We start from the raw sequence: 24083 nt of genomic DNA on the forward strand, positions 1-24083 counted from the left end.
AGGGCTAAGCCTCTCCCTTGGTCGGCCTGGCGATCCCGGCGATGCGGTAGGCGTCCGCCTCCTCCAGCGTCTCGTTCTCCAGCAGCGCCTCGGCGAGGGCGTCCAACTGGTCCTGGTGGTCGCGGAGTCTGCGGCACGCCTCCTCGTAGCACTCGTCGACGATCCGGCGCATCTCGTGGTCGATGACGTCGAGGGTGGCCGGCGCGGCGGCGAGACCGTAGGCCTGCTGGGCATCGCTCGGGAGGGCGGAGAGCCGGCCGACCCGCGGGCTCATGCCCCAGCGCGCGACCATCCCGCGGGCGATGTTGCTGACCTGTTCGAGGTCGTTCTCCGCACCCGTGGTGACCACCCCGTAGATCACCTGCTCGGCGGCCATCCCGCCGAGGGCCCCGATGATGCGGCCGCGCAGATACTCCTCGGAGTGCGCGTACCGCTCCACCTCGGGGGTGGACAGCGTCACGCCGAGCGCCCGGCCGCGCGGCACGATGGTGACCTTGCGGACGGGGTCGGCGCCGGGCTGGAGCATGCCGAGCAGGGCGTGGCCGCTCTCGTGGTAGGCGGTGCGCCGGCGGTCCTCCTCGGGCATCACCAGCGTGCGCTCGGCCCCGAGCTGCACCTTCTCCAGCGCCTCGGAGAGATCGGACGCGGTCACCTGCTCCTGCCCTCGCTTGACGGCGAGCAGGGCGGCCTCGTTGGCGAGATTGGCCAGATCCGCACCGGTCATGCCCGGGGTCGTCCGGGCCACCTGGACCAGGTCCACGTCGGCGGCGAGCGGGATCTCCCGGGTGTGGATCCGCAGGATCGCCGCGCGTCCGGCACGGTCCGGCGGGGAGACGTTGACCACCCGGTCGAAACGACCGGGCCGGGTCAGCGCCGGATCGAGGATGTCGGCGCGGTTCGTGGCCGCGATGACGATCACGCCCTCCGAGCCGGAGAAGCCGTCCATCTCGGTGAGGATCTGGTTCAGCGTCTGCTCACGCTCGTCGTGACCGCTGACCGAGGCGCCCGCGCTGCGGACCCGCCCGATGGTGTCGATCTCGTCGATGAAGATGATCGAGGGGGCCACCTTGCGCGCCTCGGCGAACAGCTCCCGGACCCGGGAGGCGCCGACACCGACGATCATCTCGATGAACTCGGAGGCCGAGGCCGAGAAGAACGGCACACCCGCCTCGCCCGCCACCGCCCGCGCCAGCAGGGTCTTGCCGGTGCCCGGCGAACCGGCCAGCAGCACCCCGCGCGGCATCTTGGCGCCCATCCGGCGGTAGACGTCCGGATGCTCCAGGAAGTCGACGACGTCGTCCAGCTCGCCCTTGACCTCGTCGATGCCGGCCACGTCGGCGAAGGTGGTGCGCTGGGTGCCGGGCAGGAGCTCGACCGGCTTGGGCGGCGCCTTGCGGCCGAGCATGCCGCCCGCACCGCCCATGCCGCCGCCGAACCGCCGCGCGAAGAAGATCCACACCGCGACCAGGATCACGATCGGCACCAGCGACAGCAGCAGGTTGGACAGCAGACCGCGCTGCTGCACCACCGGCTGCGCGGTCACGGTGACATCGCGGCGGTCCAGGCTCTGCCAGAGATCGTCGTCCGCGAAAGCCGGCCGCTGGGTCTTGAACTTGGTGTACTCGCCGTCGCCGTCGGGATCGTCCCGGGCCTGCTTGAGCTGGCCCTGGATGGCGTCGCCCTTGGAGTAGATCTTCTCGACATTGCCCTCGTCGACCTGCCGGCTGAACTCCGTGTACGAGATCGTCGGCTCGTCGCCTTGACCGAGGTAGTTCAGCCCCACGTAGACCAGCAGGAAGACGATCACCGCGGTGACCGCGAGGCCCCACCATCGGCCGCGTGGCCTGCGTCCGCCGGGCCGCCGCGGCGGCTCCTCGGGAGTGCCCTCGGTGCGCCAAGGCTGGTCCGGTGCCCTGCGGGACGGCGCGGCATTGCCCATATCTGGACGTTACGGCACGGAACGGTCCCCGGCATGCGCTGAGGGCGCCCTCCCGTGCGGGGAGAGCGCCCTCGGCGTCGGGTGCGGCAGGGCCGTCAGCCCATGAACTTCTTGAACTCGTCCGGCAGCTCGAAGTCCTGTGCGCCCTGCTGCGGCAGCCCGAGCGGGTTGCCGCCCTGGGCCTGGGCCTCACGGCGCTGGGCCGCCTCCAGCTCCTGCTGCTTGCGCTTCATCGGGTTGCCGGAGCGCTGCTTGCCCTTGGCCTGCTTGGGCTGCTTCTTGGTGCGGCCGGGGCCGCCACCCATGCCCGGGATCCCCGGCATGCCGGGCATCCCGCCGCCCTGAGCCATCCGGGACATCATCTTGCGGGCCTCGAAGAACCGCTCGACCAGGCCCTTCACCGCGCTGACCTCGACACCGGAACCCTTGGCGATACGGGCGCGGCGCGAGCCGTTGATGATCGTCGGGTCCTGGCGCTCGCCCGGGGTCATCGACTTGATGATCGCGGCCGTGCGGTCGACGTCCCGCTCGTCGAGGTTGGCGATCTGGTCCTTGATCTGGCCCATGCCGGGCAGCATGCCGAGCAGCTTGCTGATGCTGCCCATCTTCCTGACCTGCTCCATCTGGGCCAGGAAGTCGTCCAGGGTGAAGTCCTGGCCCTTCTTGGACGCCAGCTTGGAGGCCATTTTCTCGGCCTCTTCCTGACTGAACGTCTTCTCCGCCTGCTCGATCAGGGTGAGCAGGTCACCCATGTCGAGGATGCGGGAGGCCATCCGGTCAGGGTGGAAGGCGTCGAAGTCGTCGAGCTTCTCGCCGTTCGACGCGAACATGATCGGCTTGCCGGTCACCGAGGCGATGGAGAGCGCGGCGCCACCACGGGCGTCGCCGTCGAGCTTCGACAGCACGACACCGTCGAAGCCGACGCCGTCCCGGAAGGCCTCGGCGGTGTTGACCGCGTCCTGACCGATCATCGCGTCGACGACGAAGAGGATCTCGTCGGGCGAGACGGCGTCGCGGATGTCCGCGGCCTGCTGCATCAGCTCGGCGTCGATGCCGAGCCGGCCGGCGGTGTCCACGATCACGATGTCGTGGACCTTGGTCTTGGCGAACTCGATGGAGTCCTTGGCGACCTTGACCGGGTCGCCGACGCCGTTGCCGGGCTCCGGCGCGTATACGGCCACGCCGGCGCGCTCGGCGACGACGCTGAGCTGGTTGACGGCGTTGGGGCGCTGGAGGTCGGCGGCGACGAGGAGCGGCGAGTGGCCCTGCCCCTTCAGCCAGTGGCCGAGCTTGCCCGCGAGGGTGGTCTTACCGGCGCCCTGGAGACCCGCGAGCATGATCACGGTGGGCGGCTGCTTGGCGAAGCGCAGCCGCCGGGTCTCGCCGCCGAGGATGGTGACGAGTTCCTCGTTGACGATCTTCAGGACCTGCTGGGCGGGGTTCAGCGCCTTGGAGACGTCCGAGCCGAGGGCGCGCTCCTTGACGTTCTTGATGAACGTGCGGACGACCGGCAGGGCCACGTCGGCTTCGAGGAGGGCGATGCGGATCTCGCGCGCCGTGGCGTCGATGTCCGCTTCGCTCAAGCGCCCCTTGCCGCGCAAGTTTTTGAAGGTCGCTGAGAGGCGATCGGAAAGAGTATCGAACACGGCGGCGTCGGTCCTCGGGGTCGGGGGCGGTCTGAGCGTCTTCCAGGGTATCCGGCCGCGCAAGACATTCGTCCCCGCCTGCTGTATTCAGCGGACGGGGACGGGCCTGACGCGGCGCGAGGTCACGCGCGCAGGGTCTCCTCCAGCTTGCGGGTCACGGAGGCGGCCTCGTCGGCGGGCAGGGGCGCGCCGTCCGCGCCGGTGACGTAGAACGCGTCCACCGCGTTGGAGCCCAGCGTCGAGACGTGCATGCTGCGCACCCGCAGTCCCTCGTCCTCCAGTGCCGAGCCGATGCGGAACAGCAGCCCCGGCGCGTCCTGGGCGCGTACCTCGATGACCGTGGCGTGCCGGGAGGCCGCGGAGGCCACCGTGACGCGCGGCGGCGGCGCGACCCAGCCCCGCCGCCGGGGGTAGGCGGCGTCCCGTTCCGCGAGCCGGCCGGCGATGTCCAGGGAGCCGTCCAGGGCGCGTACGAGGTCGGCGCGCAGCCGGGCGGCCTGGGGCAGCGAGCCGTACTCGGCGGCGACCCGCCAGTTCAGCAGCAGGACGGAGCCCTCGACGCCGGTCGGCAGGTCCTGGGAGCGCAGTTCGGCGGTGCGCACGGTCAGCCGGTGCATGGCGAGGACGCCGGCCACCGCGGGCAGCACGCCCTCCTGGTCGGGCACGGCGATGAGCAGTTCCACGCCGAGCGGCTCGGGGTCGCCGGACGGCTGCTGCTCCCCCGCGGGATCGGCCGGCGCCTCGGTCTGCGCGCGCAGCGCCAGCACGGGGCTGCCGGTGGCGACCGCCTCGATGGCGAGGCGTTCCTGCTCGGCGGTGGGCGCGGCGGCGGCGGGTTCCTCGGGTTCGTTCCCGGCGAGCACCGCCCCGACCCGCTTGACCAGGTCCGCCACGAGCGAACCCCGCCAGGAGGACCAGGCGGCGGGCCCGGTGGCCAGGGCGTCCGCCTCGGTGAGCGCGTGCAGCAGCTCCAGGGTGCCCTGCGAGCCGACCGCCTCGGCGACCGAGCGGACCGTGACCGGGTCCTCCAGGTCGCGCCGGGTGGCCGTCTCGACGAGCAGCAGGTGGTGTCGGACGAGCGTGGCGAGGACTGCGACGTCCGCCCGGTCGAAGCCGATGCGGGCGGCCACGTCCTTGGCGATGATCTCGCCCGCGACCGAGTGGTCGCCGGGCCAGCCCTTGCCGATGTCGTGCAGCAGCGCGGAGACCAGGAGCAGGTCGGGTCGGCTGACCCGGCGGGTGAACTCGGAGGCGCGCACGGCGGTCTCGATGAGGTGCCGGTCGACGGTCCAGATGTGCACGGCGTTGCGCTGCGGCCGACAGCGCACCCGCTCCCAGTCGGGCAGCAGCTGGGTGATCAGCCCTTCGGCCTCCAACGCCTCCCAGACCTCGATGGTGGGCTGGCCGGAGCCGAGCAGGGTCACGAGCTGCTCGCGCGCCTCGGCGGGCCAGGGCGTGGGCAGGGGGCGCACGGTGGCGGCGAGACGGCGTACGGCGTGCAGGGAGAGCGGGAGGCCGGCCTGCGCGGCGGCGGCCGCGGCGCGCAGCGGGAGCACGGGGTCGCGTTCGGGGCGGGCGGCGCGGGCGAGCACCACCTCGCCGTCCTGCTCCACGACGCCTTCGGCGAGCGGGGAGCGCTCGGCGGCGGGCTTGGGGCCGCCGCCCAGCAGGCCGCGCAGCCGCGGCCGCACGGCGCGCGAGCGCAGCACGCGCCCCACTTCGCGCCAGGTGACGTCGCTCGCATACGAGATGACGCGCGCCGCTTCGTACACCTGCCGCAGCAGTGTGTCGGCGTCGAGCAGGCCCAGCTCCGCGGCGACCTGGTCCTGCTCCTGGAGGGCGAGGCGGTCGGTGGCGCGGCCGGTGGTCAGGTGCAGGGCGTCGCGTACGTCGAGGAGCCGGCGGCGGGCGTCGTCGAGGCCCTCGCGGGGCGCGTCGGCCAGCCAGGAGGCGGCGACGGCGCGCAGGGTGGTGGCGTCTCTCAGTCCGCCGCGGGCCTCCTTGAGGTCCGGCTCCAGCAGGTACTGCAGCTCGCCCTGGCGCTCGGCGCGCTCGGCGCACAGTTCCTGGAGTTCGGGGAGGCGCTTGGGCGCCTGGTTGCGCCAGTCGGCGAGGACGGACGTCCGCAGTCCCGCGGTCAGACCGAGGTCGCCGGCGAGGTGGCGGGCGTCGAGGAGGCCTAGCTGGACCTTCAGGTCCTCTCCGGCGGTCTTGCGGGCCTCCGCCGGGGTGCGGACGGAGTGGTCGAGAGCGAGGCCCAGGTCCCAGACGGGGTACCAGAGGCGGTCGGCGAGGCCGGCGATCGCCTTGGGGTCGGCGCCGTCGTGCAACAGGAGAAGGTCGAGGTCGCTGCGCGGGGAGAGCTCGCCGCGGCCGTAGCCGCCGACGGCGACCAGGGAGACCCCTCGGAGGTCCTCGGCCGCGGCGGTGAAGAGCCCCGTCAGCCAGTCGTCGGTCAGTTGTGCGAGGGCTGCACGGCGCGGCGGCCCGGACCGCGCCTCCTCGGTGAGGAGGCGCAGCCGGGCCGCCGCGTAGCCGCTGGGTCCCGAGTCCTCTGCATCCTTGCGCATGTCCGTACTCGTCACCCAGCGACTCCTGTTCTGTTCTGCCGTCAGAGCGCGTCCGGGCCGCGCTCGCCGGTGCGGACCCGTACGGCCGTCTCGACCGGGAGGGACCAGACCTTGCCGTCACCGATCTTGCCGGTGCGGGCCGCCTTGACGATGACGTCGATCAGCTGCTCGGCGTCGTCGTCCTCAGCCAGCACCTCGATGCGGATCTTGGGGACCAGGTCGACCGTGTACTCGGCTCCACGGTAGACCTCGGTGTGGCCCCGCTGACGACCGTAGCCGCTGGCCTCGGTGACCGTGAGACCGTGCACGCCGAAGGCCTGCAGGGCTTCCTTGATCTCGTCGAGCCGGTGGGGCTTCACGACGGCGGTGATGAGCTTCATGCGTCCACCTTCTTGCTCGCGCCGGCGACCGCGGCCGGAAGGGCGGTCGTGCGGGCGGCGCCGCCACCGGCACCGCTGAAGTCGTATGCGGTCTCGGCGTGCTCGGCCTGGTCGATGCCGGCCACCTCGTCGTCCTCGGAGACCCGCATGCCGATGGTCTTGTCGAGGATGAAGGCGAGGATCGCGGAGGCCACCAGCGAGTAGGCGAGGACCGCGAAGACTCCGGCGCACTGCTTCCACAGCTGGTCGAAGGAGTGGTTGCCGTAGAAGACACCGGTCGCCGTGGACTGGCCCTTGCCGCTGGCGAAGAAGCCGATCAGCAGGGAGCCGACGACACCGCCGACGAGGTGGACGCCGACGACGTCGAGCGAGTCGTCGTAGCCGAACTTGTACTTCAGGCCGACGGCCATGGCGCACAGCAGACCGGCGATGGCGCCGACGGCGATCGCGCCGAGCGGGGTGACCGCACCACCGGACGGGGTGATGGCGACCAGACCGGCGACCGCGCCGGAGGCGGCGCCCAGCGTGGTGAACGCGCCGTGGCGGATCTTCTCGTAGACGAGCCAGGCCAGCATGGCGGCGGCGGTGGCGACCTGCGTGTTGACGAACATCAGCGCGCCGACGCCGTCGTCGTTGCCGAGCCACGAGCCGGCGTTGAAGCCGAACCAGCCGAACCACAGCAGACCGGCGCCGAGCATGACCAGCGGGAGGCTGTGCGGGCGCATCGGGTCCTTCTTGAAGCCGACGCGCTTGCCGATGACGAGGATCACGCCGAGGGCCGCGGCACCGGCGTTGATGTGGACCGCCGTACCGCCGGCGAAGTCGATGACGCCCAGCTCGAAGGCCCAGCCGCCGGCGCCCCATACCCAGTGCGCGACCGGGAAGTAGACGACCGTGGCCCACAGGGCGACGAACAGCGCCCAGGCGGAGAACTTGACGCGGTCCGCGAGCGCTCCGCTTATCAGGGCGGGCGTGATGATCGCGAACATCATCTGGAAGATCATGAACACGAAGATCGGGATGGTGTAACCGTCCCACAGCTCCGTCAGCCCGATGTTGCTGAGGCCGACCCAGTCGGAGTTCCAGCCGATGACGCTGCCGGAGTCCGTGCCGAAGGCCATCGAGAAGCCGTACAGCACCCACAGGATGGTGACGATCCCGATGCTGATGAAGCTCATCATCAGCATGTTGAGCGTGCTCTTGACGCGGACCATGCCTCCGTAGAAGAAGGCGAGGCCCGGGGTCATGATCAGCACCAGGGCGGAACAGATGAGCATGAAGCCTGTGTTCGCGGACGACAGCGTGGGTGCGTCCGCCGCAAGCGTGATGGCGGCCTGTGCCATCGGCGTCTCCTCGTCGTAGGTACGGCCCCGTGCGGGCGAAGCCAGAGCGGGTGGTGAGGGGTGGGCCGGTTATGCGCCATGAGATTGACGCAGCGCCGTTTCGGTGGAAGCCCCTCGTTGTTTCGCCGCCGTGACGAAGACGCCTTGTGCGTTACGCCTCGATGAACTGCCTGATGTTCGCCGAGTGGATCGTTATCGTGGCGCAACCTTCATTGAAGGAAGTGGAACCGGCCACGGTCGGCCTTCCGATGACCTGGCATGGGGGAGCCGAGTCGGGCTGTTCGGGAGGGCCGGCCGCGGCCGGGGTTCAAGGGTTTTCTCGTTGCTTCGGAGCGTTCAGACCGCTTCGGCCGTCTCCGGAAGTTCGATGGTGAGCCGCTCGGTCAGGTCCACGACTTCGGTGAGATCCCCGAAATCGCGTACAGCGCTGTCGACGGTCTTTCGGATACGAGTGTTGACGCGCTCGGAGCGCACCTTCTTGGCCTCCTTCATGGCCTGGGTGGCGAGGGTGGCGCTCTGTTCGGGCTCCCGCTGCAGCAGATGGACCGTGGCCATGCCGATCAGGTTCAGCACATACGACCGCTGGTGGTCGGAGTCGCCCGCGAACCGCTCCACGGCCTTGCGCATCAGGGGCTCGGCCAGCGAGGCGTAGGTGGGGCTGCGGCCCGCGACATAGGCGAGGTCGCGGAAGGAGTGGCTGTTCTCGCCGTACAGCTCGGCCTCGGAGAAGAAGCAGATCCAGTCCGGGTCCGGCTCGTCCCACTCGTCCGCCTCGGCGAAGGTGTCCTCGGCCATTCGGACCGCCCGCTTGCAGCGCCCCGGCTGCCCCATGTTGGCGTAGGCGCGGGCCTCCATCGCATACAGCATGGACTGGGTGCGCGGGCTCGCACAGTCCCGGCTGCCGTACTGCGCGAGGTGGATCAGCTCCAGGGCGTCCTCGGGCCGGCCCAGGTGGATCATCTGGCGGCTCATGCTGGACAGCACGTACGAGCCGAGCGGCCGGTCGCCGGCCTCTTTGGCCGCGTGCAGGGCGAGGACGAAGTACTTCTGCGCGGTCGGCTGCAGCCCGACGTCGTAGCTCATCCAGCCGGCGAGCTCCGCCAGCTCGGCGGCGACCTTGAAGAGCCTTCTCGCGGTGGCCTCGGGCTGGGGCTCCTGGAGCAGGTCCGTCACCTCGTGCAGCTGACCGACGACCGCCTTGCGGCGCAGCCCGCCGCCGCACTGCGCGTCCCACTGCCGGAACATCACCGTGGTGGACTCCAGCAGGTCCAGCTCGGGCCGGGAGAGCCGGCCGCGGGCCCGGCTGGTCGGCACCGAGTCGGGTTCCTCGAGCGGGGCGGGCGGCGAGGGGACCAGCCAGCGCTGCATGGGCTCGATGAGGGACGGTCCGGCGCACAGGGCCAGCGAGGTCCCGAGGAAGCCGCGCCGGGCCAGCATCAGGTCGCTGCGCGAGAACTCGCTGAGCTGGGCCACCGTCTGCGGGGCCGTCCACGGCAGGTCGACGCCGGTCGCGGAGGGCGCCTGACGCGCCGCGCGCAGCCCGAGGTCCTCGACGGAGACGACGCAGCCGAACCGCTCGGAGAACAGCTCGGACAGGATCCTGGGGATGGGCTCGCGGGGGTTCTCGCCGTCCAACCAGCGGCGCACGCGCGAGGTGTCCGTGGAGATGTGGTTGGCGCCCAACTGGCGTGCGCGCCGGTTGACTTGGCGGGCCAGTTCGCCCTTCGACCAGCCGCTGCGCACGAACCACGACGTGAGCAGCTCGTTCGGGCGCTTGTCCGCGCTCGCAGCGTTGTTTCCGCTTCCGCCGTTGCCGCTCACTGGAACGCCCCCATCCCTGAGACCACTTGTCACTGAGTGCGCCAAGCCTTATCAGAATGCCGGTAAATACGGCTCTCCGTCCGGTACTTGTCACCCTTCGAACGGAAAGCCGAGTTGCCTCCGGCATACCCACAAGCGCATGTGCCTCCAGGACCCGCACACTCAAAGTAATCCTACGATCACGGCTCCAGCCACGGCGATCCCGGAAACGCCACCATTCGCCACCCCTTCGAATGAACTCCCGATGGCCCGTACGCGATTCACTTGACACAGGACGGCCCGGAGTGAGCGGAGCGAAGCACTCAGGGGCGCGCGCAGCCGAACACACCACCAGAAGCGCTTCCGGACGCTGACTGGATCGAGCGGCCACCGGGAAGCGAAAACACAGAGAGTCACTGAGCGCGACCACTGCGTAACCATCGGCGCGTCGGACCCGTTGGAGGGGGCATGGGCTTCACGATCGGCGGCATTCGCGAGATCCGCTCCGGCGCGCGCAGGCGCGGTCGCTCGTCCGAGTGCACCGCGGTCGCCGAGTTCACGGGGCTGTGGGGCTGGGACGCGGTGCCGGGCGCGCGCGCCGCGGCGGGCGCCTGCTCGTGCGGCCGCCCCGAGTGCCGCGAGCCGGGCGCGCATCCGCTGGAGTTCGCCCCGCGGGTGCCGGCCGGCGCCACCCTCGACGATGTCAGCCGGACCTGGTCGGAGTTCCCCGGCGCCGCGGTGATGCTGCCCGTCGGCCGCGCGTTCGACGTGATCGACGTCGCCGAGCCCGCCGGGCGTCGCGCGCTGGTCCGCCTCGAACGCATGGGCCTCCCGCTCGGCCCGGTCATCGCCACCCCCGAGGGCCGCACCCAGTTCTTCGTCGCCCCCGGCGCCGCCGCCGAGCTGACGGGCCTGCTCTACCGCATGGGCTGGGACGACCCGACCTCCCTCGACCTGCGCGGCCTCGGCCCCGGCACGCACATCACGGCCCCGCCCTCCGACCGCGGCGGTCTGGGCCCGGTGCGCTGGCTGCGCCCACCCGCCCTGGACTCGGCGACCCGCCCACCGGAGGCCCGACTGCTGCTGGGGACGCTGGCGTATCTGGCGCATCGATCCCGGGCCTAGGCCCCTACCGGCCCCTGTACCGGTCCCTACCGACCGCCTTCCGGCCCCTTCCGGCCGCGGACAGCGAAGCGCCCGCTCCCACTGGACCTGGGGGCGGGCGCTTCTCGCGGCCCTGCCGATGTCGGCAGGCGGTCGGTCAGTCCCCGACAAGGGCATCCACGAACGCCTCCGGCTCGAACGGCGCCAGGTCGTCCGCGCCCTCGCCGAGTCCGACCAGCTTGACCGGGACGCCCAGCTCGCGCTGGACCGCGATCACGATGCCGCCCTTGGCCGTGCCGTCCAGCTTGGTCAGCACGATGCCGGTGATGTCGACGACCTCGGCGAAGACCCGGGCCTGGACGAGCCCGTTCTGCCCGGTGGTGGCGTCGAGGACGAGCAGCACCTCGTCCAGCGGAGCGTGCTTCTCGACGACCCGCTTGACCTTGCCGAGCTCGTCCATGAGCCCGGTCTTGGTGTGCAGCCGTCCGGCGGTGTCGATGAGGACGACGTCGACCCCCATCTCCTTGCCCTCCTTCACCGCGTCGAACGCGACGGAGGCGGGGTCGCCGGCCTCGGGACCGCGCACGGTGTGCGCGCCGACCCGCTCGCCCCAGGTCTGGAGCTGGTCGGCGGCGGCGGCCCGGAAGGTGTCGGCGGCGCCGAGGACGACGGTCCGGCCGTCGGCCACGAGCACGCGCGCGAGCTTGCCGGTGGTGGTGGTCTTGCCGGTGCCGTTGACCCCGACGACCATCACGATGCCCGGCTTGCGGTCGTCGGGCTCGGTCTTCACGGTGCGGTCGACGTCGGTGTCGATCAGCTTGAGCAGCTCCTCGCGCAGCAGGCCGCGCAGCTCCTCGGGGGTACGGGTGCCGAGCACCCGCACGCGCTCGCGCAGCCGCTCGACCAGCTCCTGGGTCGGGGCCACGCCGACGTCGGCGGTGAGCAGCGTGTCCTCGATCTCCTCCCAGGTGTCCTCGTCGAGGTGCTCGCGCGAGAGCAGCGTGAGCAGCCCCTTGCCGAGGGCGTTCTGCGAGCGGGAGAGACGGGCGCGGAGGCGGACCAGCCGCCCCTCGGTGGGCTCCGGGATCTCGAGTTCGGGAACCTCGACGGCGGGGCCGGCGGGCGGCTCCTCCACGGCGACACCGGTCGGTCCGCCGTCGGGAAGATCCACCTCCTCGATCGTGCGGCGCGGTTCGTCGCGCGGCGTCTCGGCCTCGTCGCCGACCTGCGGCTCGGCGGGAGGCGCGGTGATGTCGGGCGCGGTGGGGGGCGGCGGGGGCAGCGACTTCCGTCGGCTGCCGACGACGAGCCCGCCGATCACACCGAGCACGACCACGGCGATGACTACAGCAAGGATGACGATTTCCATAACTGCTCCAGTATGCGTGACCCCTCCCCGCCCGGGCGGGGGGCCACACGGGTGTGCCCTACCCCTGGTTACCTGACGAGTCGTCAGCTAACGTCCTGCCGCATCGGCACCCGTCCACCCACCCGGCGAAGGGGGCTTCCCCATGCCCGTCACCGTCGTCCGTTTCAATCTCGTCGCCCCCGGCGCGACCCGCGCCGAGCTGGGCGACCGTTATCGGGCCGCTCTGGAGATGGCCGCGTACGCCGACGAGCACGGGGTCACGACCGTGCAGACCGAGGAGCACCACGGCGTCGAGAACAACTGGCTGCCGTCGCCGTTCGCCTTCGCGGGCGCGGTGCTGGGCGCGACCCGGCGGCTGGCGGTCACGGTCTCGGCGATCATCGGCCCGCTGCACGACCCGCTGCGACTGGCCGAGGACATCGCGGTGCTCGACCTGCTGAGCGGCGGCCGGCTGGTCACGGTCGCCGGGATCGGCTACCGGCCCGAGGAGTACGAGCGGGCCGGCGTGGACTGGAAGCGGCGCGGGCGCCTCCAGGACGAGCTCCTCGACACCCTGCTCAAGGCCTGGACCGGCGAGGAGTTCGAGTTCCGGGGCCGTACGGTACGGGTCACCCCGCGCCCGCAGACCGAGCCGCACCCTCTGCTGCTGGTCGGCGGCTCCTCGAAGGCCGCCGCCCGCCGGGCCGCCCGGCTCGGCCTGCCCTTCTTCCCCAGCGCGCACCTGCCGGAGCTGGAGGCGTACTACAAGGAGCGGCTCGTGGAGTACGGGACGGACGGCTGGACGATGATGCCGACCGCCGAGACCCCGCTGCTGCACCTCGCCGAGGATCCGGACCGGGCGTGGGCCGAGTGCGGCGAGCACTTCCTGCACGAGGCCCGCACCTACGCCTCCTGGCAGTCCGCCGACATCCGCTCGGCGGTGCGGTCGGCGGCGACGAGCACACGCGAGCTCCGGGACGAGGGCGTGTACCGGATTCTCACGCCGGACGAGTGCGTGGCGCAGGGGCTCGACAACCTCGTCCTGCATCCGCTGGCGGGCGGGATGCCGGTGGCGGAGGGGTGGCGGAGTCTGCGGCTGTTCTGCGAAGACGTCCTGCCCCGGCTCGGGGGGTGAGCCGGGGCGGGACGCCTTACGGGGTCGAGGAGCGGGCAGCGGGGACTTGGCCCGGCTCCTCGAGTTCGAGGGCCTCGGGTACGAGGCTCAGCCCATCTCCTCCAGCGCCTTGCCCTTCGTCTCCTTGACGTACCTCAGGACGAACGGGATGGAGAGCGCGGCGAAGACCGTGTAGATCACGTAGGTCGCGGAGAGGTTCCAGTCGGCCAGCGAGGGGAAGCTCGCGGTGATGGCCCAGTTGGCGATCCACTGTGCGGAGGCGGCCACGCCGAGGGCGGCGGCGCGGATCCGGTTGGGGAACATCTCGCCGAGGAAGACCCAGACGACCACGCCCCAGGACAGGGCGAAGAAGAGGACGAAGACGTGGGCGGCGATCAGGGCGACCCAGCCCTGCGTGGCCGGCAGCTTGCCGTCGACCAGGTCGAAGGAGAACGCCCAGGCCTCCAGCGCGAGTCCGACGACCATGCCGACGGAGCCGATGAGGGCGAGCGGCCTGCGGCCGATGCGGTCCACGAAGATCATCGCGATCACGGTGCCGACGATGTTGATGATCGACGTCGTGAAGGAGTAGAAGAACGACTCGGTCGGGTCGACGCCGACCGACTGCCACAGCGTCGAGGAGTAGTAGAAAGCGACGTTGATGCCGACGAACTGCTGGAACACCGAGAGGCCGATACCGACCCAGACGATCGGCTTGAAGAAGAACGTGCCGCCGAGCAGGTCCTTGAAGGTCGACTTGTGCTCGCTCTTCATGGCGTGATCGATCTCGGTGACGCGGGCGTCCAGGTCGATCGTGTCGCCCTCGACCTCCTTGAGCACCTCACGGGCACGCTCGTCCCGGCCCACGGAGATCAGGAAGCGCGGCGACTCGGGGATCGCGAAGGAGAGCAGACCGTAGAGGACGGCCGGGACGACCATGACGCCGAGCATGACCTGCCAGGCCTCGAGGCCCATGATCTCGCCGCGCTGGTCACCGCCGGCGGCGTTCAGGATGCCCCAGTTGACCAGCTGTGAGATCGCGATGCCGACGACGATCGCGGCCTGCTGGAAGGAGCCGAGGCGGCCGCGGTAGGCGGGCGGGGCGACCTCCGCGATGTAGGCGGGGCCGATGACCGAGGCCATGCCGATGGCGAAGCCGCCGACGACCCGCCAGAGGGCGAAGTCCCACAGCGCGAAGGGCAGTGCCGAGCCGACGGCGCTGACCGTGAACAGCACGGCGGCGATCTGCATGACCCGGATGCGGCCGATGCGGTCGGCGATGCGGCCGGCGGTCGCGGCGCCGATGGCACAGCCGATCAGGGCGATGGCGATGACCTGGGCCAGGGCCGCCGAGCCGACGTCGTAGCGGTCCCGGATGGCCTCGACGGCGCCGTTGATCACGGAGCTGTCGTAGCCGAAGAGGAATCCGCCCATCGCGGCCGCCGCCGCGATGAAGACGACGTGCCCGAGATGATCGGGGTGAGCCGTGCCGGCTCCTGATTGCTGTGCCTGCTCTGCGCTGGTCACGTTCGACTCCTCGGACCGCCGCCAGATACGTGGTACCTGAAGGTAAATAGGACGTTGGAGAGACTATGCCTTCAAGTCTCGAAGTCAAGAATCCGGGAAGTGTGAGAAAAGAGGCATGCCGACCGCAGCTCGCACACGAATATGTACAAGCTTTGAAGTGTTGAGGGGGGTCAGCGCAGGCGCTGGCTGATGACCTTCGATACGCCGTCGCCCTGCATGGAGACGCCGTACAGTGCGTCGGCGACCTCCATCGTGCGCTTCTGGTGCGTGATCACGATCAGCTGCGAGGACTCCTGCAGCTCCTGCATGATGCGGATCAGCCGCTGCAGGTTGGTGTCGTCGAGGGCCGCCTCGACCTCGTCCATGACATAGAACGGGCTGGGCCGGGCCTTGAAGATCGACACCAGCATGGCCACGGCGGTCAGCGACCGCTCGCCGCCGGAGAGCAGGCTGAGCCGCTTGACCTTCTTGCCGGGCGGACGGGCCTCGACGTCGACGCCCGTGGTGAGCATGTTGTCGGGGTCGGTCAGGATCAGCCGCCCCTCCCCGCCCGGGAACAGCCGGCTGAACACGCCTTCGAACTGGCGGGCGGTGTCCCGGAACGCCTCGGTGAAGACCTGCTCGACCCGCTCGTCGACCTCCTTCACTACTTGAAGAAGATCGGCGCGGGTCTTCTTGAGGTCCTCCAGCTGCTCGCTGAGGAACTTGTGCCGCTCCTCCAGCGCGGAGAACTCCTCCAGGGCCAGCGGGTTCACCTTGCCGAGCTGCTGATAGGCACGCTCGGCCGACTTCAGCCGCTTCTCCTGCTCGGCCCGCACGAACCGTCTCGGCTGGTTGCGCGGGTCCTCGGGATCCTCCGGCAGCACCTCGCCCTCGGCGGGCGGCGAGGGCGGCACGAGCTGGTGCGGCCCGTACTCGGAGACCAGCCCCGCGGGCTCCACCCCCAGCTCCTCCAGCGCCTTGGTCTCCAGCTGCTCGATCCGCATCCGCTTCTCGGCGCCGAGCACCTCGCCGCGGTGGACCGAGTCCGTCAGCTTGTCGAGTTCGGCCTTGAGGTCGCGCCCGGCGGTGCGGGCCGCGGCCAGCTCCTGTTCCCGCCGCGCCTTGGCGGCGTCGGCGGCGACCCGCTCGGCCTCGGCCCGCCCGACGGACACCTCGACGTGCGCGAGCAGTTGCCGCGCACCGGCGGCCACGGCCTCGGCGACGGCGGCCTCGTGCCGCAGCCGCGCCCGCCGCTGGTCGGCACGCGCGCGTGCCTCGCGTTCCGCCCGCGCGGCCCGGTCCAGCGAGTCGGCCCGCCCGGCCAACCCCTTGACCCGCTCCTCATGGGTGCGGACCTGGAGCCGCGCCTCCATCTCGGTCTGCCGGGCGTTGGCCCCGTCGGCGGCGAGCCGGTCCCGCACGGCGGTGTCGGGTTCCTCCTCGACCGGCATCTCCTCGGCGACGGCGAGCCGTTCCGCGAGCTCCTCGGCCTCTTCGACGGCCCGGTCGAGCGCGTCCTGGGCGCGCGCCGCGGCCGCCGTGGACCGCTCGGCCTCACCGGCGGCGCCCCTCGCCTGCCCCGAGAGCCGCCCGAGCTGCTGGGCCACCGCCGACTTCTCCCGGTCGGCGGCCCGCCGCCGCTCCCCCACCTCCTCGACGAGCGCGGCACACTCCTTACGCCGTTCCCCGGCCAGGGCTTGCCCCTCCGTCAGCTCCGCGCACCGCACGGCCAGCTCTTCGAGCTCGGCGGCGGCCTCGTCGACGGACGCCTGCACCTCCAGCAGACTGGGCGCGCCGGCGGACCCCCCGTGGGCGAAGTGCGCCCCCAACAGGTCGCCCTCGGCGGTGACCGCGGTGAGATCGGGACGGCCGTAGACCAGCTCCTCGGCGTCCTCCAGCGTGCCGACGACGACGATCCCGCGCAGCAGTCGACGCACGGCGGGCATCAGGTCCGCGGGACCTTTGACGAAGTCGGCGGCGAAGGGCGGCCCATCGGTACGCGGCTGCTGCGCCGCCTCGTCCTGCGGACCACCGCTGAGCAGCAGCGCGGCCCGGCCCGCATCCTGCTTGCGCAGCAGGCGAATCGCTTCGGCTGCGGCGGCCGGAGAGGTCGCGGCCAGGGCGTCCGCCGCAGCTCCGAAGGCCGCCGCGAGCGGGGTCTCGTACCCCGGCGTCACCGTCAGCAGTTCGGCCGCCGGGCCCAGCAGGCCGCTCAGCCGATCGCGGGCGCCGAGCAGCACACCGGTGCCGTCCTTCCGGCGCAGGCCCAGGGCCAGGGCCTCGCGGCGGGCCTGGGTCGCGGCGCGGCTGCGTTCGGCCGCGGTGACCGCCTCGCGGGCGGCGGTGAGCGCGGCCTCCGCCTCGGCGAGCTGCCGCTTGGCCGCCTCGTGCTGTGCGCCCAGCTCCTGATCACCGGCGTCCAGGCCGTCGACCTCCGCCTTCAGCTCCTCGTACTCCTCCTGCGCGGTGACGGCCCGCTCCTGGGCCTCGTCCCGGGCGGCGGCCAGCCGGTCGATCTCGGCCTGGGCGGAGGCGGCGCGCGAACGGGCCGCGTTGACCTGGCCGTTCAGCCGGGCCAGCCCCTCGCGGCGGTCGGCGATGGCCCGGGCGACGTCCTTCAGTCGCCGTTCCTCGACGGCGAGCTCGCGCTCCAGGTCGCCGCGGTGGGAGACGGTGTCGTCCAGGGCGTGCTGGGCCGCTTCGAGGGCGGCTGCCAGCTCGGCCTCCTGCTCACGGACCCGGGCGGCCTCGCGCTCCATGTCCTCGGGGTCGCGGCCGCGCCGCTCCTCGGGGGGCGCGGAGGTGGCGCTCTTCACGCGCGCGTCGGCGAGCGAGATCGTGCCGCGGACGCGTTCGGCGAGCTGCGACAGCTCGTACCAGGTCTGCTGGGCCCGCTGCAGCCGCGGCGTCAGCTGCCGCACCTCGTCCTCCAGGAGGGACTCCCGCTGGAGCGCCTTGCGCAGTTCCTGCTCGGCGGCCTCCTTGCGCTCCTTGAGCGCGGCCTCGTCGGCGACCTCGGTCTGCAGGGCCTCCCGGAGCCGTACGAGATCGTCGGCGAGCAGGCGCAGCCGGGCGTCGCGCAGGTCGGCCTGGATGACGGCCGCTCTTCTCGCCACCGCTGCCTGGCGGCCCAGGGGCTTGAGCTGGCGCCGGAGTTCGTCGGTCAGGTCCTGCACGCGCGCGAGGTTGGCCTGCATCGCGTCCAGCTTCCGCAGCGCCTTCTCCTTGCGCTTGCGGTGCTTGAGGACGCCGGCGGCCTCCTCGATGAAGGCGCGCCGGCCCATGGGGTCGGCGTGCAGGACGGAGTCGAGCTGGCCCTGGCCGACGATGACGTGCATCTCCCGGCCGATGCCGGAGTCGGACAGCAGGTCCTGGATGTCGAGGAGGCGGCAGGTGTCGCCGTTGATCTGGTACTCGCTGCCGCCGTTGCGGAACATGATCCGCGTGATGGTGACCTCGGCGTACTCGATGGGCAGCGCCCCGTCGGAGTTGTCGATGGTCAGGGACACCTCGGCGCGGCCCAGCGGGGGACGCCCGGTGGTGCCGGCGAAGATGACGTCCTCCATCTTGCCGCCGCGCAGTGACTTGGCGCCCTGTTCGCCCATGACCCAGCTGAGCGCGTCGACGACATTGGACTTGCCCGAGCCGTTCGGTCCGACGACGCAGGTGATTCCCGGTTCGAACCGGAGCGTGGTCGCGGAGGCGAACGACTTGAACCCTCGGAGGGTCAGGGCCTTGAGGTGCACGCCGCTGGACTCTACCTTTCGGGGGTGTCTCACTCCATGAACCCGCGGTTTCACCCGTGAACGCGCAGGGCACACCAAACGTTAAGAGACTGAAAGGGTGCGCGGGGGAGGCAACGCAGGGGGAGAGCGGGGAAGCCGGGAAACCGAGGGGCGGACAAGAGCGGGAAAGAAAGAAGGGACGCCGAAGCGTCCCTTGCAAACTCTGACAACTTAGCGGTCCGACGCGGGTTCGATGAGCCGCCCGACCACTGCGTATGCCGTTGTGCAGCGGTGCAGCGATCAGGTGAGCGCAGGCTCCGCCTGGCGTGCGTCGATGCTCTCCAGAAGCGATTCGTGAGAAGCGGCAGCCGTCAGCGCGTCGTTCTCGGCCTGGATCCGTCCGAGCTCGGATTCCAGGTCCTGTACACGCTGCTGGAGCCGTCGCATCTCGGCGAGGAGTCGCGGGTCGGAGCCGCCGACGTAACCGAGAAGCGCCTTTGCCATGATGGATGGTCCTCCACACTGAGTGACCGACCGAAGCGGTGTGGGTCGTGAGGGATTCGCACCCGCGGTGCCTGGCAGGATCTTGTTGATGCTGACGTTCATCCATGCCAAACAGCTAAGGTGCGCGGGGTGCTTTCAGCGTCTCACCAAAAAGTTTGACGGTCAACACGATCACGCCCCGTATTGGCGGGCATCCCGGTGGCGCGCGGCCGAAACGGCGGCGCTGCGACTCCTGCGGGGCTCTCGAGGCGTGGCGATCATCCTTACGTGCGGAGCCTCCCACTGCAAGGGATTCTTGGCAACCACCTGGCCCTTTCTGCTCGGGGCACATGCTGGTGGCATGCCCCTCCGCTTCTCCGGGGCCGCCGCGCGCGCAGTCCTCAGCGGATCGCGAAGCCGTCGTAGCCGCCGCGCGGTGTGTCCCATATCTCGGTGACACCGTCCACGCGTCCGGGCGTGTCGTCGCCCAGGAGCCAGCCGAGCAGTCCCTCACAGCCCTCACGGGCCCCCTCGGCGACCACTTGGACCCGGCCGTCGGCCAAATTGAGAGCAAAACCACTCAGGCCGCCGATCTCCAGCGCCTTCGCCCGCGTGAACCAGCGAAATCCCACGCCCTGGACGTGTCCGCGCACCCAGGCGACCAGCCGTACATCCTCGCTCATGGGTGCAACCTAACCGGGCAAAGTCACTCGGAGCACTTCCGCCCCCAGCGCCATGCGGTACCGTCCCCACCCAACGATTCTCATATGAAACTCACTCGATCGGGTGAGTCAGGTTGACCAGAGGGAGCAGGGGGCGCGCGCCGCCCCAGGACCTTGGCCGACCGTGGGAACACCGCTTGGACCAGGAAGGCAAGGACATGGGACGCCACCGACGCTCCGCCGCCGGCCGCGCCGCCACGAGCCGCGCCACGGGGGTCACACAGACGCACGGCTCGCACGCGGACAGTCACACCCCGCAGGACCGGTACGGGAGCGACAGCCCCACGATGGGCATCGCGCCGTATCTGAACCCGGAGGCGTACGCCGACTCCGTCGCAAGAAGCCAGGACTATCTGTTCGCCACGGACGACGAGCGCGCCCGTGCCGACACCGCGGTGCTCGCCGCCGACGGTTTCCCGTCCGGGGGCGGCGCCCTGCGGACGGGCTCGGGCGGCGGCGGTGCGAACCGCCGCCGGAAGAAGAGGGTCGCCACACCGGTCAAGACCGGCCTGCTCGGCGTTTCCGCGGCGGTCGCGATCGGCACCGTCGCGGTGGCCACGGGTGTGGTGCCCGGCCTCGACAGCTATCGGCTCGGTGGCGGCAGCGGCGCGGGCGACAAGGTGCAGGCCGTCGACTCGCCGACCAACTCGGCCGCGGAGCAGGGCGGCGTCTCCGGCTCCGGCCAGACCGGTCGCGGCGGTTCCTCGACCAGCCGCGACGCCGACCGGTCCACCTCGCCGTCCACCTCGCCGTCCGTCTCGCCCTCCGCCTCCGCGACCACTTCTTCGCCTTCGGCGTCTGCGTCCGCCTCGCCGACCGAGACGGCGACCGAGAAGCCCGAGGCCACGCCTTCGAAGAAGCCTGAGACCACTCCGTCCAAGTCGAAGACGGCCACCAGGGCGCCGGCGAAGCCCGAGTCCCCGGTGACGGTCTCGGCCGAGGCGCAGGCCGCGGCCGAGGTGCTGAAACTCGTCAACCAGGAGCGGGCCAAGGTCGGCTGCAGTGCCGTCTCCGCGAACAGCGCGCTGTCACAGCTCGCCGAGACGTTCAGCGACGACATGGCCGCCCGGGGCTTCTTCGACCACACCGACCCGGACGGCGCGAGCCCCTGGGACCGCGCGGCCGAGGCCGGCATATCCGACCTCGGGGGCGAGAACATAGCCCGCGGCCAGGCCGACGCGGCCGCGGTCATGGAGGCCTGGATGAACAGCCCCGGTCACAAGGCGAACATCCTGAACTGCGACTTCAAGACGCTGGGCGTCGGTGTCCACTTCGGGTCCGGCGGACCCTGGTGGACGCAGGACTTCGGGTACTGAGCGCGCGGAACGGAATCCGCAGAAACGATCAAGCAGCCTGGGCCCGGCCGGCCAGGAAGACCTTCGCGGTCTCGGCGACCCGGCGGCCCAGGTGCTCCGCCGTCGCCACGTCGGCCTTGTGGACGGCCTCCGGGCCACCGTCGACGTCGGTCTGCGCGGCCGCGCCCAGGAAGACGCCGAGGCGGTTGAGGTCGTTCTCGGATGCCGTGCTGCTGTTCCAGCCGGGCAGCAGACCGAGGTTGACCCAGTGCATGCCGAGCTGCGCGGCCAGGATCTGGAAGAACTGCAGCGTGTGCAGCTTGTCGCCGCTCTTGGAACCGGAGTTGGTGAACCCGGCGGCCAGCTTGTCCTTCCACGCCTGGGTCGCCCAGCGCGCGGAGGTCGCCTCGGCGAAGGCGTGGAAGGCCCCGGACGCGGTGCCCATGTAGGTCGGCGAGCCAAACACGATCGCGTCCGAGCCGTCGAGCAGCGTCCACTGCTCCTCGGTGATCCCGTCGACGTCGATCAGACGCACCTCGGCGCCGGCCTCGGCGGCTCCGGTGCGGACGGCCTCGGCGAGGACGGCGGTGTGGCCGTAGCCGGAGTGGTAGGCGACGGAGACAACCGGGGCGACGGCGCCGAAGGGCGCGGCGGTGACGGACATGCGTACTCCTCGAAATGGGCAGCTCAAAGGCGGTAACCACAGGAAAGCACTAACTTCTGGTTAGTGCAACCTGCTGGTTAGCGCTGCCCTCGGGTACGCTTGGCGCATGGACATCACCCAGGAGCGTGCGGAGGACCGGGACCTCCCGTTCAACGTGTTCGCCAAGGCCTGCCCGTCGCGCGGCACCCTGGAACACGTCACGGGTCGCTGGGGCGGTCTCACGCTCGGGGCGCTGTACGAGGGTTCGCTGCGCTTCAACGAGCTGCGCCGCCGGGTCGACGGTGTGAGCGAGAAGATGCTGTCCCAGACCCTGCACGCGCTGGAGCGCGACGGACTGGTGCACCGAGAGGCCCAGCCCACCAACCCGCCCCGCGTGGACTACGAACTGACGCCGCTCGGGCACGAGGTGGCCGAGCGGCTGCTGAGCCTCATCCACCTGCTGGAGGGGCGGATGGGCGACGTCCTCGACGCGCGCGAGCGCTACGACGGGATCCGCGGCGCTTTCTGACACTTCGGGCAGAAGTAGCTGGACCGGTTCATCCACGGGCGCCGGCGCATCGGCGTGGCGCACCGCTTGCAGGGCAGCCCTTCACGCCCGTAGGCGTCCAGGGAGCGGTCGAAGTAGCCCGACTCGCCGTTGACGTTGACGTACAGGCTGTCGAAGCTGGTGCCGCCGACGGCGAGCGCCGCGTTCATCACGTCCCGGGCATGGCCCAGGAGTTCGAGCGTGCGCGGGCGCGTGAGGTTCGCGGTCGGACGTTCGTAGTGCAGCCGGGCGCGCCACAGCGCCTCGTCCGCGTAGATGTTGCCGACGCCGCTGATCAGGGACTGGTCGAGCAGGGCCCGCTTGACGGTGGTCCGCTTGCGGCGCAGGGCCTGATGGAACGCCTCGTCGTCGAAGAGCGGGTCGAGGGGGTCGCGGGCGATGTGCGCGATCACGTCCGGAAGGCCGTCGGCGGTGGTGTCGTGCAGCGACAGACCGCCGAAGGTGCGCTGGTCGACGAAGCGGAGCTCGGTGTCCACCTCGTCCGCGAAGCGCACCCGCACCCGCAGATGCTTCTCGTCGGGAGCCTCGTGCGGCTGGACCAGGAGCTGACCGCTCATGCCGAGGTGGGCGAGGATCGCCTGGTCGGTGTCCTCCAGCGGCAGCCACAGATACTTGCCACGGCGGCTCGGGGCGTCGATGCGGTGGCCCTTGAGGCGGTGCGCGAAGTCGTCGGCGCCGGCCAGGTGACGGCGTACGGCACGCGGGTGCAGCACCTCGGCCTCGGCGACCGTGCGATGGGCGACCCACCGCTCCAGACCGCGCCGGACGACCTCGACCTCGGGCAACTCGGGCATGGGCTCCCCTGTACGGAGCGCCCGCCTCCCAGTGGAGGCGGGCGCTCGTCTCGTACTGCTGTTCTACGGCTGGGCCGCTTTCACTGCTTTGTCAGGCGGAGGCGGACTCGGGGTCCGGGCTGCCGTCGGCGGCCGGAGCGGCCTGGGCCGCCTTCGCCGCCTTGGCTCGCTCGTCCGCGTCGGCCCGGATGGACCGCCAAGCGGACTCGGCGGCCTGCTGCTCCGCCTCCTTCTTGCTGCGGCCGGTGCCGGTGCCGTACGAGACGCCTCCGACGCGGGCGGCAGCAGTGAAGGTCTTCTCGTGGTCGGGGCCGGTCTCCGTGACCAGGTACTCGGGGACGCCGAGCCCTTCGGTCGCGGTGAGCTCCTGGAGACTGGTCTTCCAGTCCAGGCCGGCACCGAGGTTCGAGGACTTCTCGATGAGCGGGTCGAACAGGCGGTGCACCAGTTCGGAGGCCGCGTCGAGGCCCTGATCGAGATAGACCGCGCCGATCACCGCTTCAAGGGTGTCGGCGAGGATGGACGCCTTGTCCCGGCCGCCCGTGCCCTCTTCACCCCGGCCGAGCCGGATGAAGGAGCCCAGGTCGAGACCACGACCGACCTCCGCCAGCGCACGTGAGTTGACCACCGCGGCCCGCAGCTTGGCCAGTTGGCCTTCGGGCAGATCGGGGTGGGTGCGATACAGCGTGTCCGTGACGACGAGGCCGAGCACGGAGTCCCCGAGGAACTCCAGCCGCTCGTTCGTCGGCAGACCGCCGTTCTCGTACGCGTAGGAACGGTGGGTCAGTGCACGCACCAGAAGGGCGGACTCGAGCTGATAGCCGAGCCGCCCTTCCAGAAGCGTGTGGGACGAGGCCGTGTTGTCCGCCTGTTTCTTGGCGGTCGTGTCCGCCTTGGCGTCAGACATGAAGCCTCTCACCAGCCGCTCAGACCTCGAGGACCTGGCGCTTGTTGTAGGTGCCGCAAGACGGGCACGCAATGTGCTGCAGCTTGGGCTCGTGGCAGCGCTCGCACGCAACCAGGGTGGGGACCGCAGCCTTCCACTGCGACCGGCGGTGGCGCGTGTTGCTGCGCGACATCTTCCGCTTCGGAACAGCCAC

Annotated in this window: 19 protein-coding genes; 4 read left to right on the plus strand and 15 right to left on the minus strand. The window is 71.0% G+C overall.

Annotation, left to right across the window (positions count from 1 at the left end; translation table 11 throughout):
• Positions 1-4: 4 nt before the first annotated feature.
• The 6 genes from ftsH to ABZ725_RS35245 all read right to left on the minus strand — a co-directional run bounded on the left by ftsH (position 5) and on the right by ABZ725_RS35245 (position 9699).
• Entirely contained in the window at positions 5-1939 is a 1935-nt protein-coding gene (gene ftsH / locus ABZ725_RS35220) for an ATP-dependent zinc metalloprotease FtsH (RefSeq protein ID WP_358806508.1), read from the minus strand.
• Positions 1940-2034: 95 nt separating this feature from the next.
• Complete coding sequence (gene ffh, locus ABZ725_RS35225; protein ID WP_358806509.1) at positions 2035-3585, minus strand: signal recognition particle protein; 1551 nt, start codon at positions 3583-3585, stop codon at positions 2035-2037.
• Between the two features lie 122 nt (positions 3586-3707).
• Entirely contained in the window at positions 3708-6170 is a 2463-nt protein-coding gene (locus ABZ725_RS35230; RefSeq protein ID WP_358806510.1) for a [protein-PII] uridylyltransferase, read from the minus strand.
• 26 nt (positions 6171-6196) lie between these two features.
• Positions 6197-6535, minus strand: coding sequence for a P-II family nitrogen regulator (locus ABZ725_RS35235; protein ID WP_003997576.1), 339 nt, complete (start codon positions 6533-6535; stop codon positions 6197-6199).
• Positions 6532-7878, minus strand: a complete 1347-nt coding sequence (locus ABZ725_RS35240; RefSeq protein ID WP_358806511.1) for an ammonium transporter — start codon at positions 7876-7878, stop codon at positions 6532-6534. The genes ABZ725_RS35235 and ABZ725_RS35240 overlap by 4 nt, the downstream gene beginning before the upstream one ends.
• 336 nt (positions 7879-8214) lie before the next feature.
• Entirely contained in the window at positions 8215-9699 is a 1485-nt protein-coding gene (locus ABZ725_RS35245; protein WP_351911635.1) for a hypothetical protein, read from the minus strand.
• A 447-nt stretch (positions 9700-10146) separates the two neighbouring features.
• Here ABZ725_RS35245 and ABZ725_RS35250 point away from each other — a divergent pair, with 447 nt between their 5' ends.
• Positions 10147-10803 carry a bifunctional DNA primase/polymerase gene (locus ABZ725_RS35250; RefSeq protein ID WP_358806512.1) on the plus strand — a complete coding sequence of 219 codons (657 nt, stop codon included), beginning with the start codon at positions 10147-10149 and terminating at the stop codon, positions 10801-10803.
• Positions 10804-10939: 136 nt separating this feature from the next.
• On the opposite strand, the gene ftsY is transcribed toward ABZ725_RS35250, so the two are convergent.
• Entirely contained in the window at positions 10940-12151 is a 1212-nt protein-coding gene (ftsY, locus tag ABZ725_RS35255; RefSeq protein ID WP_351911637.1) for a signal recognition particle-docking protein FtsY, read from the minus strand.
• A 142-nt stretch (positions 12152-12293) separates the two neighbouring features.
• Here ftsY and ABZ725_RS35260 point away from each other — a divergent pair, with 142 nt between their 5' ends.
• The gene (locus tag ABZ725_RS35260) at positions 12294-13265 is read left to right on the plus strand and encodes an LLM class flavin-dependent oxidoreductase (RefSeq protein WP_358806513.1); all 972 of its coding nucleotides are present in this window, start codon (positions 12294-12296) and stop codon (positions 13263-13265) included.
• Positions 13266-13352: 87 nt separating this feature from the next.
• Here the strand turns inward: ABZ725_RS35260 and ABZ725_RS35265 are convergent, their stop codons facing one another.
• The 4 genes from ABZ725_RS35265 to ABZ725_RS35280 form a co-directional block, all read right to left on the minus strand.
• Positions 13353-14771, minus strand: a complete 1419-nt coding sequence (locus tag ABZ725_RS35265; RefSeq protein WP_358806514.1) for a sugar porter family MFS transporter — start codon at positions 14769-14771, stop codon at positions 13353-13355.
• 170 nt (positions 14772-14941) lie between these two features.
• Positions 14942-18499: a chromosome segregation protein SMC gene (gene smc, locus ABZ725_RS35270; protein ID WP_358806515.1), complete on the minus strand. Its 3558-nt coding sequence runs from the start codon at positions 18497-18499 to the stop codon at positions 14942-14944.
• A gap of 279 nt (positions 18500-18778) precedes the next feature.
• Entirely contained in the window at positions 18779-18982 is a 204-nt protein-coding gene (locus ABZ725_RS35275) for a hypothetical protein (RefSeq protein ID WP_020128723.1), read from the minus strand.
• 380 nt (positions 18983-19362) lie between these two features.
• Entirely contained in the window at positions 19363-19644 is a 282-nt protein-coding gene (locus ABZ725_RS35280) for an acylphosphatase (protein ID WP_307165601.1), read from the minus strand.
• Positions 19645-19841: 197 nt separating this feature from the next.
• Here ABZ725_RS35280 and ABZ725_RS35285 point away from each other — a divergent pair, with 197 nt between their 5' ends.
• Entirely contained in the window at positions 19842-20999 is a 1158-nt protein-coding gene (locus ABZ725_RS35285) for a CAP domain-containing protein (RefSeq protein ID WP_358806516.1), read from the plus strand.
• Between the two features lie 28 nt (positions 21000-21027).
• On the opposite strand, the gene ABZ725_RS35290 is transcribed toward ABZ725_RS35285, so the two are convergent.
• Complete coding sequence (locus tag ABZ725_RS35290) at positions 21028-21642, minus strand: flavodoxin family protein (RefSeq protein ID WP_358806517.1); 615 nt, start codon at positions 21640-21642, stop codon at positions 21028-21030.
• 106 nt (positions 21643-21748) lie between these two features.
• On the opposite strand from ABZ725_RS35290, the gene ABZ725_RS35295 reads away from it, so the two are divergent.
• Positions 21749-22150 (plus strand): helix-turn-helix domain-containing protein, encoded by a 402-nt coding sequence (locus ABZ725_RS35295; protein ID WP_358806518.1) that lies wholly within the window; start codon positions 21749-21751, stop codon positions 22148-22150.
• Here ABZ725_RS35295 and mutM read toward each other — a convergent pair.
• The 3 genes from mutM to rpmF all read right to left on the minus strand — a co-directional run bounded on the left by mutM (position 22123) and on the right by rpmF (position 24083).
• The gene (gene mutM, locus ABZ725_RS35300; protein WP_358806519.1) at positions 22123-22983 is read right to left on the minus strand and encodes a bifunctional DNA-formamidopyrimidine glycosylase/DNA-(apurinic or apyrimidinic site) lyase; all 861 of its coding nucleotides are present in this window, start codon (positions 22981-22983) and stop codon (positions 22123-22125) included. The two genes, ABZ725_RS35295 and mutM, sit on opposite strands and share 28 nt — an antisense overlap.
• 91 nt (positions 22984-23074) lie before the next feature.
• Positions 23075-23890: a ribonuclease III gene (gene rnc, locus ABZ725_RS35305; RefSeq protein WP_351911645.1), complete on the minus strand. Its 816-nt coding sequence runs from the start codon at positions 23888-23890 to the stop codon at positions 23075-23077.
• Between the two features lie 19 nt (positions 23891-23909).
• Positions 23910-24083 (minus strand): 50S ribosomal protein L32, encoded by a 174-nt coding sequence (rpmF, locus tag ABZ725_RS35310; protein ID WP_007493396.1) that lies wholly within the window; start codon positions 24081-24083, stop codon positions 23910-23912.

Source organism: Streptomyces sp. NPDC006872, from assembly GCF_040635845.1.
Classification (GTDB): domain Bacteria; phylum Actinomycetota; class Actinomycetes; order Streptomycetales; family Streptomycetaceae; genus Streptomyces.